A 15,121-nucleotide genomic window follows, 5' to 3' on the forward strand; every position below is an offset into this window, starting at 1 on the left:
ACGACACGATCACCAAACCAAAAGGGAAGAGTCTTTCGATCGCAAGCAATCCATCCGCCACGGAGTAGTCGATGCCATCTGTCAGCAGAGTTAGCCGAAGCACCGTCTATAAGAATCTCTCGCTGCTTGCCGTTGCATTGCTGGTTGCCGTGGCTGCACGCAGCCGGGGCCAGGCGCCCGTTTCCGCGTCGCAAGTGGCCGCGCCCGCCTATGACGTCGTCTCCGTCAAGCCCAACAAATCTGGTAGCGGCGGCATGAGTCTCACCGACGTGACAGCAATCTTCCAGGCCAAAAATATTACGGTCGAGAATCTTGTCTTCAGCGCTTATAACCTGACCTCGGAGAATCTCATCTTCGGTCTGCCAGGGTGGGCGCGCTCCGACCACTTTGATGTCGACGCAAAGATGGTCGACCCTGACCCGAAGCAAATCGAGAAGCTCACGGTTGACCAACGCAGGGGAATGCTCCTCGCTATCCTCAAGGATCGGTTTCATTTCCAGGCGCATCTCGAAACCAGGACCCTTCCCGTCTACGACCTCGTCATTGCCAAGGGTGGCCCGAAGTTCACAGGAAGTAGTGAATCGAGTAAGGAGATTGCCGCCACGATCGCCAAAAGAAATCTCACGAATGGCGGCATGATGATGAGCGACGGGGAGCTAATCGCGGGGGACACGCCGGTATCCACGCTAACCTATAGCCTCACCGGGGCGGCGGGTCGCACCGTCATCGATAAAACCGGCCTGACGGGTACCTACAACTTCGAGCTCAAATGGACACCCGAGCGCGAAGGCCAGGCCGACGCGGACAACGGCCAGGCCGACTCGCAGAATTCGGCCTCGTCCATCTTCACCGCGGTCGAAGAGCAACTCGGTCTCAAGCTCCAACCCTCAAAGGGCCCAGTCCAAACTCTGGTCGTCGACCACGTAGAATTGCCATCAGAAAATTGACCCCCTTGCTTTTCTTTCTGCCATTCCCTCCGGGAATCTGCTGTTCGCCACATGCCGCACTCATGCTCGCTCCCGCATCGCCACACCCCTCACCTTCAGATGAGAAGATGAAGGGCAGAGAACCACCATGCCTGCCCCCCGCGTCCTGATCACCCGCTCCCCCCACCAGGCCTCCGCGCTCGCCGACCAGCTCCGCGCCCACGGTGCCGACCCCATCCTCATCCCCACCATCGAGCTGGCCGACCCCACCACCTTCGCCCCCCTCGACGCCGCCCTCGCCCACCTCGACCACTTCCACTGGCTCCTCTTCACCAGCGCCAACGCCGTAGAAGCCTTCCACCGCCGCCTCACCCATCCCGCCGCAGAACCGGGTGCCCCAGGTCTCGCTTCTGAGACCTGGGTAGTCCCGAGCGAGAATCAAGCCCCGGCAAAAATCTCTGTCATCCTGAGCGAAGGGCAGAGCCCGCAGCCGAAGGACCCCGACGCCGCCAATCCGACCTCAACCCCATGTCCCTTTCCGCCCCTAACCCTCCCGGCCAACCTCCGCATCGCAGCTATCGGCGCGGCCACGGCCCGCGCCCTCGAAGCCGCAGGCCTCCACGCCGAGCTCCTCCCCCCGCAAGCCGTGGCCGAGTCCCTCGCCGAAGCCCTCCTGCCCCACGCCCTCCAGCCCGACGGAACCCCGACCCGCTTCCTCCTCCTTCGCGCCGAAACCGCCCGCGAGCTTCTCCCCGATACCCTCCGCGCCCCAGGAGCCGACGTCACCATCGCTCCCGCCTACCGCACCATCGTCCCCACAGAGTCCATCGCCGCCATCCGCCAACTCTTCTCCACGCGCGAGAACTGGCCAGCCGCTATCACGTTCACCAGCAGCTCAACAGCGACCAACTTTATAGGATTACTTGAGGTTTCTAACCTAAGTCTTCCACAGGAGATCCTTCGCATCTCCATCGGCCCCATCACCTCCCAAACCCTCTGTGACCTCAATCTCCCACCCCACGCCGAGGCCGCCGAGCCCAGCCTCCCTTCGTTAGTCGCCGAAGTTGTCAAGGCCCTCACCTTGACCAAATCTTCGTAACTAGCTCATTGCAAACGAGAAGAAACTTGCCGGAACTTGGCATAGTGACCCCATCGGAACGCCTATAATTGAAACAAGCCCCCCACCAGCCGAAAAGTAGAGCCAAACCGGCTCGCTTGAGCTTTCCGAGTTCCCCACAGGCCCACCAAAAATCCACAGCCCGCGACGCGCCTGCCCTGTCGAATTATCCGGTGCCGGAGGGGTACTTTTTGGACCTAAGCCAAGCGATTGCAATACTTACAAGCAAGTCTCCGGCCCTATAGGGGGATACTTTGGCCTCTAAGGGCAATAGGATGAGAGACTTGAACCTCAAGTCATACTTGGAGGGGAGGGGGGTACCCCTTCCTAGTGCGAACTCCACGTTTTATCCACAGAGTTGCATAGTTTTTCCAGCGAGCAATCCACACATCGCGGCTTCCGCGCAATACAAACTTGCCGTCCATGATGGATCAGTTCGTGCGAAAACTGGATCCAGTGATCCTGCGGAATGACCTTCTCCAGATCCTGCTCGACCTTCACCGGATCATCCTGCTTCGTAAGCTCCAACCGCCGCGACAGTCGACCAACATGCGTGTCGACGACGACACCCGAAGCAATCCCAAACCAGCTTCCCAGCACGACGTTCGCGGTCTTCCGAGCAACACCCGGAAGCTCGGTCAGCTCCTCAATTGTCTCTGGAACTTTCCCCCCAAACTTCTCCACCAACACCTTCGCCGCACCTTTAATATTCTTCGCCTTCGCCCGATAAAACCCAGTCGATTTGATAATCCGCTCGAGCTCCGGCAACGGCGCGTCGGCGAGCTTGTTCGGCGTCGGATACATCCGAAAAAGCTCAGGAGTAGCCTTGTTCACTCCAACATCCGTCGTCTGTGCGGACAGGATTGTCGCGATCGTCAGCTCGAAAGCATTGTGGTGAGTAAGCGCGCACACGACGTTCGGGTAGGTCTTCTGCAGCGCGTCGAGAATGGCCCGGATGCGTTCTGGTGCGAGCGGCTTGGCGGTCTTGCCACGCTTCACTTTGGCGGAGACAGGCTCTTTGGCCGCAATCGCCCTCGCCTTCGCGGCTGGAATGCCCTCAACCGCAGCTTTCCGAGCCGCAGGCTTCAGCTTCTGTGGCGGAGTCAGCTTCTTTGCTGCCTTGGTCGTCGCCATTGATTACCCGAGGCGGTCCAGCATCTCCATCGGCTTGAGACGCACGCAGCTGAAGATGGGATAGTCCTTGAGGGTGTAGACGCTGATCTCGGTCTCGCGCAGCTGCTGCACGAGGTCGAGGAAGTCCTCAGGGAAGTTGGTCTCGAAGGCGACCACGAACTCCTGATCATCCAGCCCGAACGAGTAGGTCGTGTTTAGCTTGACTCGCGGATACATCAGCCCGATGCGAATGTGCTCGTCCATCAGGCGCTTGCGTTCGGTGGCCGAGAGCAGGTACCAAGGCCGCGTCTTCCAGAACGGGTAGATGAAGATGTACTTCTGCCCGCCAGGACGAATCGCCCCGCGCCCTTCGCCCTCGCTCTCGTCCTCGCGGTCGATTGAGTACTGCGAGCGCTTGGTCATGGCCAGGAAGCTGTGCGGCGTGCTGAGGTATCCGCCCAGCGGCGTAGCCATCAGCTCCGAACGCATCTTGTTCAATTCATCGACAGCGTAGCCAATCGACCAAACGCACATGTCCACATCGCCGCGCGTGCCAATCGTCGAGTAGGTCAGGGAGAGAAACTCGCCCGGCTTATTCCATTTCGTCAACACCTCTGCGAAGGCCAGCTTGTGAGCAGCCTTCTCCTCTGCCGGCAAACGCCGCCACTCGGGCATCACCTTGTAGAAGCTGAAGCACACAACCTGTCGCTTTACCGGAGTCGCACCGTGAGCGGCAGGCGCTCCATAGCCGCTGGGCTGAGGACGTGCGGGAACTGCTGACTCGGGTGCGGCGGCGACGGGTGCGGTAACGGCTTCAGACATGCATCTATGCTAACAAACGCGGCAACCAGGCTAATGAGCGAAACAGATCGCAGCCGGTATACTGGAGCCTCATGTCTGCAAAGTTGATCGCACTGATTGTTGCCCTCATCGCCAGCGGCGGTTACGCCATGGTTGCGTTGCTCATGGCCATCCAATCGGCCTGCATTCCTATCCCGTCCGAGGTCATCATGCCCCTCGCGGGCTATGCGCTGGCGCACACGCAACTGCAGCTTATCCTGTTGGCAGTTGTGGCCTCACTCGCATCGAACCTCGGCTCCATTCCGGCCTACTGGGTAGGCGCAAAGGGTGGCCGGCCCATGGTCGAGCGCTACGGCCGTTACCTATTGCTGAGCAAGCACGACCTGGATATGGCCCACAACTTCTTTGACAAGTATGGGTCGATCACGGTGTTGGTGGGTCGCATGCTGCCGATCGTCCGGACGTTCATCGCGTTTCCGGCGGGCGTCGCGCGGATGAACCAGGCGCGCTTCCACATCTACACCTTCATCGGGTCGTTTCCGTGGTGCTACGCGCTTGCATACATTGGCATGCGGCTCGGCGCGCAATGGAATAGCGATCCCCGGTTCAAGGCGTTCTTCGATCGTTTCCATCATGGCGTCGAGGCGGTGCTGGTGATTGGCGCGGCGTACTTCATCTGGACCCACTGGAAGAATCGCGCGAAACTAGCCATCGACTAGGCGAGCAGTTTGGCCATCGCTGCCTGCAGCCTCTGGGTGGTCTGGTCTGGCGTGCTGTGCGGATCGTACGGGATGGGCTCGCCGACGCGGACAGTAATACGGCCGGAATGAAACCAACGCTTATTCGCTTGGACGATCTGGTCGAGGCCAACGAGCGCCACCGGCAGAACGTCTGCGTTCGCTTGCTGCGCGAGTAAACCGATCCCAGAGCGAAACGGCTGCAGCGTGCCGTCGGCGGAGCGGTGGCCTTCAGGGAAGATGATCACGGAATAGCCGCGATCCAGCGCACGTCCCGCGTGTTCGAAGCTGCGCCGGAAGCCGCCCAGGCGCGGCAACGGGAACACGTTCATGAAGACCGTGATCAGCCAATAGGCAATGGGCAGCAGTGGGTTGAGCACAGGGCTAGACGCACCGCGGCCACGGCGGAAGTCCAGCAGCATCTCTCCGGACATCGCAATGGCGACCCGGTGGCGCAGGTCCGACGGCAGGCCATAGAGGATTAGCGGGACATCGTAAGCCGTGACGTGGTTGGCGATGATGAGCAGCGGCGGTCGCGTGCGGGATGAGAGGCGGCGCTCAACCCGCGGCGCGGCAAGCAGCCAGACCAGCGGCCGGATGGCAAGCTCCTGAACTGTGACTCGGAGGGCGTTGATCGGCGTGAGCCAGGGCCAACGCGGATAGCGGTGCGCTGGGTCCGTTGCTCCCGCTGCAGGAACAGCTGGAGCAAAACGCGCCGCAGTGACGGGGTGGGCTTCGGTCGGTGCGGCTTGCGGTCCATGGCCTTCGGTTGGGCTGGACGCTCTGCTGGGTGCGGATGCACCGGTCAGAGCGCGGAGCTCGGCGAGTGTCTTTACCTGTGCGATCTGCTCGTCGGCCAGCTCGAGGCCGAAGCGTTGTTCGAGAAAAGATTGCAGTTGCACGCGGCCCAGGCTATCGAGGTGCAGGTCTTCGGCCAGGCGCGTTGAGTCGGTGACGTTCGCTGGAGCTTCTCCAGTCACGGTGGCGATCATCTGCACGAGCACATCACCGCGGCCAGCGGAGGGATGCGCGGCGGTTGCGGCAAGCTGATCGGCGGCCCAGTCGGCGACGACGCGGCGAAGGAGCTTGCCCGTGGAGGTGAAAGGGAAGCTGGGCTCGGGCCAGCGCAGCACGCGGCGAATCTGTTGGAAGTCGGCGAGCGAGCCGTTGGCCTGCGCGAGGATCTGCCTGAGCTGTGACTCGTCGGCATCGGCAATGAAGACCGCGACCGGCTCAGGGCCATTCGCGCCTTCGCTCGCGACGACGGCTGCGGCACGAACGCCCGGCTGCTTCAGGAGCGCGGCTTCGAGGTCGACGGGATAGATGTTGAGACCAGCGGCGGTAACGATGACGTCGCCGCGCCGGCCGGAGAAGCGCAGCTCGCCCGAGTCGTCCTGGGTGGCGAGATCGCCGGTGGCGAGCCACTCGGTCGCGCGAGGCTGGATTGCGCCGTCGGCCCACGTAGAGCCGGAGACCACGTCGCCGCGCACCATGATCTCGCCCTCGGGGCTGATGCGAACTTCGCGGCCAGGCAGCGGCTTGCCGAGCGTTCCGCGGCCGACGTGGAACGGATGATTGAGGGTCACGAGCGCGGCAGTCTCCGTCATGCCGTAGCCCTGGATGACCGCGTAGCCGAGGCGTCCCCAGAAGAGTTCAAGATCCGGCGGGAGCGTCGCGCCGCCGGAAATCAGTGCCCAGAACTTCCAGCCGGTCAGGCGGTGAACGTGTCGGAAGCGGACGAAGCGTTTGTAGATCGGCCAGCCTTCGGAGGCAGCGAGCTGCGCGCCAAGTTCGGGGAAGAGGAGTTGGAGGTGGGAGCGCAGCAGCTCGAGGGAGCGCGGGACTGCGATGAGGACCGAGATGCGCTCGAGGCGGATGCGGTCGAGCATGCGGGCTGGCTCGAGGTTGGTCTCGAAGTGAACCTCGGCGGCGAGCAGTGCGGGCGTCCACAGACCCATGAACTGGCCGAAGACGTGGCTGAGCGGAAGGCTGTGCAGAAAGCGCAGGGGATGAACCAGCCGCTCGTAGCGCAGATACTTTTGCATCTCGCGCTCGATGGGGTCGAGGCTGGCGAGCACGTTGCGGTTGGTGTGGACGATGCCTTTCGGAGCGGCCGTGGTGCCGGAGGTGAAGATGATCTGGAAGGGTGCATCGAGCGTGACAGCTGGATTGACTGTGAAGAGCGGCTCAGTGGGGAGCGAGTGGGCGAGGTCGTCGAGCAAGAGCTGCGGGACGTTGGCGGGCAGCGCGGAAAGACGCGGCGTGTCGGCGAGGATGAGTTTGGGCGAGACGTCCGCGATGACACGGGCCGCAAAGTCGGGCGAGCCTGCGGCATCGAGCGGAACCGCCAGCACCCCGCGCAGCAGACAGCCGAAGAAGGCAGCAACCCATTCCGCGGAGTTCTCGCCCCACAGAACGACTCGGTCGCCAGGAGTGATGCCGCGGCGCTCGAGGTCGGCGGCAAATCTGCCGGCCAGCGCAGCTAAGTCGCCGTACGTCATGGTGTAACGCCGCACGCCGCGATAGCGCACGATGGCAATCTGCGGGCCGTTGCGGCGGAAATCGTCGACCAGGCTGGCCAGATGCGGACGCACGAAAGAGCTCTCCTCCAAGTGAGATGATTAGAGCAGATTCGCAGAGTTTCGCAGGTCATTTGCAACACGGTTTGCTGAAGAGCGATACTGGAGTGTCCGCATGACTCTTACGGAAATCTAGAAATTTGCACGATAGGAAGGGCACGTATCGCAATGTCGACACCCAACGCCGCGTCTCCGGATGCAGCGAGCATCAAACCAGCAACAGGAAAACTTGGAATTATGATTCCCGGCATGGGAGCGGTCGCGACGACGCTTATCGCCGGAGTAGAGGCAGTTCGCAGAGGATTTGCCAAGCCATTTGGGTCAATGTCGCAGATGGGAACGATCCGACTTGGCAAGCGGACCGACGATAACACACCGCTGATCAAGGATTGGGCGCCGATTGCGCAGCTCGATGACCTTGTGTTTACGGGCTGGGATATCTTCGGCGGCAACCTGTATGACGCGGCGAAGACAGCCGGCGTGCTCGATCGCGATCAGATCGAGAGCATGAAGGACTTCCTGCAGGGCATCGAGCCGATGCCCGCGGCCTTCGACCAACGCTGGGTCAAGCGGCTTACGCCACAACATCAGAAGGTCGGCAAGAACAAGTGCGACCTCGCTAGCCAGATCCGCAATGACATTGCCGAGTTCAAGACCAAGACCGATCGCCAGGTGATGATCTGGTGCGGATCGACCGAGATCTACATCCAGCCGTCAGCCGTTCACCAAACCCTCGAGGCCTTTGAAAAAGGTCTTGTTGACGACGATCCCAACATCTCGCCGTCCATGCTGTATGCGTGGGCTGCGTTGAAGGAAGGAATTCCGTTTGCCAACGGTGCGCCGAATCTCACGGTCGACATTCCTGCGTTGCAGGAGCTGTCGAAGAAGATGAACACACCGATCTGCGGCAAGGACTTCAAGACCGGCCAGACGTTCATCAAGACCGTGTTGGCACCGGGCTTCAAGGCACGTCAGCTTGGCGTCAGCGGATGGTTCTCCACCAACATCCTGGGCAACCGGGACGGCGAGGTACTGGACGATCCCGACAACTTCAAGACGAAGGAAGTGTCGAAGTTGGGCGTGCTGGAGCACATCTTCCAGCCGGACAAGAACCCAGATCTCTACGGCGACGCGTTCCACAAGATTCGGATTGAATATTATCCGCCGCGCGGCGACAACAAAGAGGGTTGGGACAACATCGACATCTTCGGCTGGCTCGGCTATCCGATGCAGATCAAGGTCGATTTTCTCTGCCGCGACTCAATCCTGGCGGCTCCGCTGGCGCTGGATCTTTGCCTGTTCATGGACCTCGCAGCACGTACGCCGGCACTGCGCGGGCTGGGCATCCAGGAGTGGCTGAGCTTCTACTTCAAGGATCCGGACAGCGCGCCTGGTGTGTATCCGGAGCATGATCTATTCATTCAGCAGATGAAGTTGAAGAACACGCTGCGGCACATTATGGGTGAGGATTTGATCACGCATCTTGGGCTGGAGTACTACGGCGAGTAAGCAGTTTGGAACGGCCGAGAAGCCCTGCAACGGAGGTTGTTGCAGGGCTTCTCTGTTTGCAGGGGAAGGGTGCGACGCGTGGACTTGAGCGGAGTTGATCTTCAACGACAGACCCTGCGGCTATACGGTGAGCTGGCAGCGCGGCGCGAGAGCTGGGCTGGGCAACTGGTCTTCGCGTGCGGAGCGAGAGCATCCGGAACGGGGTTGCCGGCGGCGGTGAGCATTGCTGGCGGGACGTCGTTGCTGCTGGATCCCGATACGGCAGCGGTGAAGTCGGTGTTCCGGCAGGGCGGCGTCGACTTCGTGGTGAATACGCTGGATGAGGCGCTGAGGGTTCTGAAGAATGAGATCCGCAAGCATCGGCCGCTGAGTGTGGCGCTGGAGGGGGAGGTGGAGCCAGCACTAACGGAGATGCGCGAGCGAGGCGTGCTGCCGGATTTGCAGGTTTCGGTGGGAGAGGCAGCCGACAATGAGGGGCAACTTGGCGCCGAGAATTTGTGGCTGGCGAGGGAAGGTGCGGTGTTGGTTTCGAGCGCGCGCCTTGAGGCTTGGCTCATGGAGCGAGGATGGTACGAGGTGGTGCTTGAGTGTGCGACGACGGCGGAGATGCGGAAGTTGGATGCCCGGCTGCTGGCGCTGTTGCCGGAGACAGATGCGAAGCGGCGCACGTGGTTGCAGCGAATCGGGCACTATCAAAGGATAGTGGCCGGTGGCACCCGAGTGGTGTGGTTGACGGAGGCTGAGCGCAGAACGGTGGAGAACTCGGCTGCAATTTAGACGGGGTCAGTTGTCATGGCTCTGCGTTGAATCGCTAATTCTGAATGACGTTAAGGATCTCTGGCCAGAGGGTCTTGACTCCTCCGACGGATTTGGACGAGACAGGCAGAACGCGGTCGACGCCGTGCGCCTTCTTGAGAGCGGCCAGCGACTTGGTAAGCTGGTTGCCGCCAAGGCGGTCGGACTTGGTGCCGACTACCAGGTGCGGGCGCTGCATAGCGTGCAGAGCGTTGATGAGCAGGGTATCGCTCTCCTGCGGAGGAATGTTGGTGTCGACCAGGCAGATGCAGAGGGCGAGTTGTTCGCGTTCGGCGAGGTAGGGCTCGATGAACTTGGGCCACTCGGCGGAGATGGACTTGGAGATCTTGGCATAACCGTAGCCGGGAAGGTCGGCGAAGATGAGCGCCGGCCGGGCGTTGAACTTGGCTTCGGTACCGTCATGGAGCGCGAAGAAGTTGATAGCGCGGGTGCGACCGGGAGTCGAGGAAACCTTCGCCTCCTTTGAGCCGAGCAGGGTATTGATCAGCGACGATTTGCCGACGTTGGAGCGGCCTAGGAAGGCGACTTCCGGGGCGTCGAAGGTGCGGGACGCGTCGGGGAAGTGGTCGGGGCTCATGGCGGAGAGCAGGAACTTTGGAACGAAGCGCATGGTCTGAGCTTATCGCTTGTAGAGGTCGTGTGCGCGGAGACACAGAAGGAGGTCGGAACACTGGGGTAGGATGACACCGAATCCGTTATTTGCGCGAAAGACTGTGGCGCATCGCTGAGGAGGATTCATGCGCAGTCTGTCGATGTCAAAAAGCGCGGGCGAGGGCCGTGGCAGAGAGTTGCTGGCAACGTTTGCGGCAGTGTCGGGCGAGGCGGTGCTGGTGGGCATGGTCGTGGCGCTGATCGGCTTGCTGCTGGTTCTGGCTAATGCGCAGGCTAAGGCGCAGGGAATGACGCTTCCGGTTGCGATGCCGTTGCTGCCGAGCAGTGTGGCCTTCGACGCGGCAGGAAATCTTTACTTTTCCGATACCAATCGGCAGGTGGTCTACGAATCGTCCCTCGCCGGTGTGCTGAGCGTGGTGGCGGGCGATGGTGTGCAGGGATTTGGCGGCGATGGCGGCGTGGCAACAAGTGCTGAGTTGAACGCGCCGCAGGGAGTCGCGGTCGGGCCTGATGGGACGCTGTATATCGCAGACACGGGCAATGAACTGATTCGGGCGGTCAGGGGCGGGGTAATCACGACATTTGCCGGCAATCGGAGCGTGGGATTTGGGGGCGATGGCGGAACGGCGACGAGCGCAACGTTTCGCTGGCCAAATGCTCTCGCCATCGATGAGACTGGTGCGGTGCTGGTTTGCGATTCTGGCAATGAGCGGGTGAGGCGAATCAGCGCGGGCATAATCACGACAGCAGTGGGCAACGGGGTGCAGGGATTTGCGGGAGACGGCGGTGCAGCAACAGGCGCTGAGCTGAACGCGCCTCAGGGTGTCGCGGTGGGAAGCGACGGCCGCATCTTTGTTGCAGACTCGCGCAATCAGCGCATCCGGGTGATAGCGACAAACGGTGTCATCACCACATTCGCGGGTAATGGCGCGGCAGGGTATGCAGGCGATGGTGGCCCCGCGGCTGAAGCGGAGCTGGCGATGCCGCGCGGACTGTTCGTGACGTCGAATGGTGCTGTGATCTTTGCGGATTCGAATAACCAGAGGCTGCGCATGGTAGATGCGAGTGGCGTGATCACGACGATTGCGGGCAGCGGCGTGCAGGGTGGCTCGAGTGATGGAATGGTGGCGGGGACGGTGGCGATGAATTCGCCGCGCGGGGTGGCCGTGTCGAGCTTCGGTGCGCCAGTGTATGCAGACGTGCTGAATCACCTGGTGCGCGAGAGCGTGGCGAATGGGAATGTATACGTGCCGGCAGGGCTGGCGCCGGCACGAACGACCCAGGTCGCGCTTAGTGCGACTTCGAGCAACGGACAGACGAACGCAGCGGTCACGGTTGCAGGCCCGGCGGGAACGGTGCAGGGCGTGGTGGAGCTGCTGGATGCAGGGTTGTTGGTGACGCAGACGACGCTGGCGGGAGGATCGACGACGTTTGCTCCGCAGACGCTCCCCGCTGGCACGCAGTCGCTGTACGCAGCCTACCTGGGAGATGGAGTGAATCCGGCGTCGACGAGCGCCGCGGTGAGCGTGAACGGCGGCATCGGGGTCATCACGGCGACGGCGAATCCCGCGATGGTGGAGTATGGGCAGGCGATACCGTTGCTCACGGGGACATTGACGGGTGCGTTACTACAGGGTGCCAGCGTTGTGGTGACGTTTACGACGACGGCGGGCTTACTGTCGCCGGTGGGAAACTATCCGATCGTTGCGGCGCTGAGCGGGCCCGCGAGCGCGAATTACACGGTCGTGATGAGCCCGGCATCGGGAGCGTTGCAGATTGTGCCGGCGGCGAGTGTGACGGCAGAGCTGCCGCTCACGCAAGGTTCGTACATGGGCCTGCCACTGTTGTTGAGCGCTAGTGTCGGCTCTACGACGCAGGGAGTGCCGACGGGCATCGTCACGTTTCTTGATAACGGGACGGTGATCACTAGCGCTCCACTGACGAACGGTGCGGCGAATGGCACGTATCTGTCGCCGGGAACAGGCACGCACTCGCTGGTGGCCAGCTATGGCGGTGACGGGAACTTCCTGTCGAGCGCATCGCAGGCGCAGATAACGACGGTGTCGGTAATGCCAGATTTCACGATGGTGGCGACTGGCTCTACGACGCAGACGGTTGCCGCAGGCGATGTGGCGAACTATGCGATGGTGGTGGGGGAGCAGGCGGGAGCGTTTACAGGAATCGTGGACTTTAGTGCGAGTGGATTGCCGGCTGGAGCGACGGTTTCGTTCTCGCCGCCACAGGTTGTTCCCGGAACTGGGTCAGTGAACGTGACGATCAGTGTGCAGACCAGCGCGGCGCTGCTAACGCTTGGATGGAGACGCGTGTCGACTGTGGTGTTGGCTGGCCTGCTGTTTCCGGTGTGGATTGTGGGAAGACGCAAGCGGATCAGCCGGGGATGGTTGGCGACCTGCACCTTGCTGATGGGGATGCTGGCAATGGTGGGATGCGGTGCGCGGAGCATTTCGACGCCTCTCGCGGGTGGAAAAACGTACATGCTCACAGTTACGGGAACGTCCACTAACCTTGCGGGAACGGTGGTAAGTCACTCGATGCAGGTTACGTTGGTGGTGGAATAGGCAGCCAGGTATGTTGTTCATGCCGCGGAACGAGCACTTGGAGACAAGCAGCGTTCGCGACGCAATTGTGCATCTACTAGGAAGACACGCTCCAGGAATCGCAGTTTTGAAACCAAAGGGCGTTAACCTCCAACAATCGAAACGAGATCTATGCCACGCACGCTGCTTCCTGGAAAGCCTTACCCTCTCGGCGCCACGCCTACTTCCCTTGGCACGAATTTTGCGTTGTACTCCGAAAATGCTTCGGCGGTGCATGTTTGCCTGTTTGACGACGCGGGCAAGCAGATCGACTGCGTTGAATTGAAGGAGACGACGGCGTTTGTGTGGCATGGATTGCTGCGCGGGATTAAGCCGGGGCAGCGCTACGGATATCGCGTAGACGGTCCGTGGGAGCCGGAAAAAGGTCTGCGGTTTAACAAGAGCAAGTTGTTGATCGACCCCTATGCAAAGGCTATCGCTGGCGAGGTCGACCACAAGGGACCGATCATGCCCTATGACATCGCGTCCGGCGATGACATGAAAATTTGCAACATCGATGATGCCGACTTTGTGCCCAAGAGCGTCGTGGTGGATTTTCACTTTGACTGGGGCGACGATTGTCCGCCTGAGACGCCGATGTCGGACTCGATTATCTACGAGATGCACGTTCGCGGGTTTTCCATGAGCAATCCAGCCATCCCCGAGAAGCTGCGCGGAACCTACGCGGGGCTTGCCCACGACGCCAGCATTGACTACCTGAAGAAGCTCGGAATCACCGCGGTGGAGTTGTTGCCGGTACACCACTTCATTGATGAAGGGCACCTGCTGGATAAAGGGTTGCGCGACTATTGGGGGTACAACACCCTGGGATATTTCGCGCCGATGTCGCGGTATAGCTCAAGCGGCGATGACGGGGAACAGGTCACCGAATTCAAGCAAATGGTGAAGCGGCTGCATGCCGAGGGTCTCGAGGTCATCCTGGATGTGGTGTACAACCACACCTGCGAAGGCAACGAAAAGGGCGAGATGCTTTCGTTCAAAGGCGTGGATAACACAACGTACTACCGTACGGTGGCTGATGATGGCCGATATTACGTGGATTACACGGGAACGGGCAACACGCTGAATGTTTATCACCCGCAGACGCTGAAGCTGTTGATGGACAGTCTGCGCTATTGGGTTTCCGAGATGCATGTCGACGGGTTCCGCTTCGATCTCGCATCGACGCTGGCGCGTGAGCTGCACGACGTAAACAAGCTGGGAGCTTTCTTCGATACGATCCACCAGGATCCTACCCTTGCAGACGTGAAGCTGATTGCCGAACCGTGGGACATTGGAGAGGGCGGCTACCAGGTGGGCAACTTCCCAGTGCTGTGGGCGGAGTGGAACGGTAAGTATCGGGATACGGTGAGGCGGTTCTGGAAGGGCGACAATGGGCAACTGTCGGACTTCGCGTATCGGCTGACGGGGTCGAGCGATTTGTATAAGAGCGATGGGCGAAAACCCTCGGCGTCGATCAACTTCATCACGGCGCACGATGGATTCACGTTGTGCGACCTGGTGAGCTTCAACGAAAAGCACAATGAGGCGAACCTCGACAACAATACCGATGGCGCCGACCATAATGACAGCTGGAACATGGGTGCGGAAGGGCCGACCGACGACCCAGAGATCAATAAGTTGAGAGAGCGGCAGACGAGGAATTTTCTGGCGACGCTGATGTTTAGCCAGGGTGTTCCCATGCTGCTGGGTGGCGACGAGTTTGCGCGGTCGCAACGCGGCAACAACAATTGCTATTGCCAGGACGACGAACTGACCTGGTTTGACTGGAACCTCGATGAGCCGCGTAAACGGCTTCTAGAGTTCACCTCGAAGCTGATCAAGTTGCGCAAGGATCACCCCAACCTGCATCGGCGAAGGTTCTTCCAGGATCGTGAGATTCGTGGTTCCGTGGTGCGCGATATCGCGTGGTACGGAACGGATGGGAACGAGATCTCGGACGATGCTTGGAGCGAGGAGTGGAATCGTTCGATTGGGCTAATGCTCAATGGACAGACGCTGCAGGTGATGGACGACGAAGGCCATCCCGTGGTGGACGACAGTTTCCTGATTCTCGTGAATGCCGCAGCCGAGGGCGTCGAGTATGTGTTGCCTGCGCCGCCGGATGGGAATCCATGGAGGCAGGTACTGGACACCGAGAATGTTGAAAACCCCTTCTGCGACGCCGCCGTGGAGGAGAAGGTGATCCTGGGTGGCCGATCGATACGGGTCTACTCGGATTGCACGGAGGAGATCGCGAAGTCGCCGGTGCGGTATAAGCTGACGAGAACGCTCTAGATCGAAGTAAGCGAAG

11 protein-coding genes are annotated in these 15,121 nt (G+C 60.8%); 7 read left to right on the forward strand and 4 right to left on the reverse strand.

The features are described from left to right. Nucleotides 1-71: 71 nt before the first annotated feature. Both GSQ80_RS05370 and GSQ80_RS05375 read left to right on the forward strand, forming a co-directional pair. The gene (locus tag GSQ80_RS05370) at nucleotides 72-947 is read left to right on the forward strand and encodes a TIGR03435 family protein (RefSeq protein WP_158786634.1); all 876 of its coding nucleotides are present in this window, start codon (nucleotides 72-74) and stop codon (nucleotides 945-947) included. A gap of 127 nt (nucleotides 948-1,074) precedes the next feature. After that, nucleotides 1,075-2,025: a uroporphyrinogen-III synthase gene (locus GSQ80_RS05375; RefSeq protein ID WP_158786635.1), complete on the forward strand. Its 951-nt coding sequence runs from the start codon at nucleotides 1,075-1,077 to the stop codon at nucleotides 2,023-2,025. A 345-nt stretch (nucleotides 2,026-2,370) separates the two neighbouring features. Here the strand turns inward: GSQ80_RS05375 and nth are convergent, their stop codons facing one another. After that, nucleotides 2,371-3,177: an endonuclease III gene (gene nth / locus GSQ80_RS05380; RefSeq protein ID WP_158786636.1), complete on the reverse strand. Its 807-nt coding sequence runs from the start codon at nucleotides 3,175-3,177 to the stop codon at nucleotides 2,371-2,373. A 3-nt stretch (nucleotides 3,178-3,180) separates the two neighbouring features. Then, a complete protein-coding gene (locus GSQ80_RS05385) occupies nucleotides 3,181-3,978 on the reverse strand; it encodes a chlorite dismutase family protein (protein ID WP_158786637.1) in 798 nt (265 codons plus the stop codon). A gap of 71 nt (nucleotides 3,979-4,049) precedes the next feature. Between GSQ80_RS05385 and GSQ80_RS05390 the strand changes: the two genes are divergently transcribed. Beyond that, a complete protein-coding gene (locus tag GSQ80_RS05390) occupies nucleotides 4,050-4,676 on the forward strand; it encodes a DedA family protein (RefSeq protein ID WP_158786638.1) in 627 nt (208 codons plus the stop codon). Here the strand turns inward: GSQ80_RS05390 and GSQ80_RS05395 are convergent. Continuing rightward, complete coding sequence (locus GSQ80_RS05395) at nucleotides 4,673-7,288, reverse strand: AMP-binding protein (protein ID WP_158786639.1); 2,616 nt, start codon at nucleotides 7,286-7,288, stop codon at nucleotides 4,673-4,675. The genes GSQ80_RS05390 and GSQ80_RS05395 overlap by 4 nt on opposite strands. A 153-nt stretch (nucleotides 7,289-7,441) precedes the next feature. Here GSQ80_RS05395 and GSQ80_RS05400 point away from each other — a divergent pair, with 153 nt between their 5' ends. Next, nucleotides 7,442-8,782: an inositol-3-phosphate synthase gene (locus tag GSQ80_RS05400; RefSeq protein ID WP_158786640.1), complete on the forward strand. Its 1,341-nt coding sequence runs from the start codon at nucleotides 7,442-7,444 to the stop codon at nucleotides 8,780-8,782. Between the two features lie 78 nt (nucleotides 8,783-8,860). Continuing rightward, entirely contained in the window at nucleotides 8,861-9,559 is a 699-nt protein-coding gene (locus GSQ80_RS05405; protein ID WP_158786641.1) for a hypothetical protein, read from the forward strand. Between the two features lie 34 nt (nucleotides 9,560-9,593). Here the strand turns inward: GSQ80_RS05405 and yihA are convergent, their stop codons facing one another. Then, complete coding sequence (gene yihA / locus GSQ80_RS05410) at nucleotides 9,594-10,208, reverse strand: ribosome biogenesis GTP-binding protein YihA/YsxC (RefSeq protein ID WP_158786642.1); 615 nt, start codon at nucleotides 10,206-10,208, stop codon at nucleotides 9,594-9,596. A gap of 127 nt (nucleotides 10,209-10,335) precedes the next feature. On the opposite strand from yihA, the gene GSQ80_RS05415 reads away from it, so the two are divergent. After that, the gene (locus GSQ80_RS05415) at nucleotides 10,336-12,789 is read left to right on the forward strand and encodes an Ig-like domain repeat protein (RefSeq protein WP_158786643.1); all 2,454 of its coding nucleotides are present in this window, start codon (nucleotides 10,336-10,338) and stop codon (nucleotides 12,787-12,789) included. 150 nt (nucleotides 12,790-12,939) lie between these two features. Beyond that, entirely contained in the window at nucleotides 12,940-15,105 is a 2,166-nt protein-coding gene (glgX, locus tag GSQ80_RS05420; protein ID WP_158786644.1) for a glycogen debranching protein GlgX, read from the forward strand. Nucleotides 15,106-15,121 lie beyond the last annotated feature (16 nt).

Origin of the sequence: Granulicella sp. L46, assembly GCF_009765785.1 — a bacterium.
Classification (GTDB): domain Bacteria; phylum Acidobacteriota; class Terriglobia; order Terriglobales; family Acidobacteriaceae; genus Granulicella.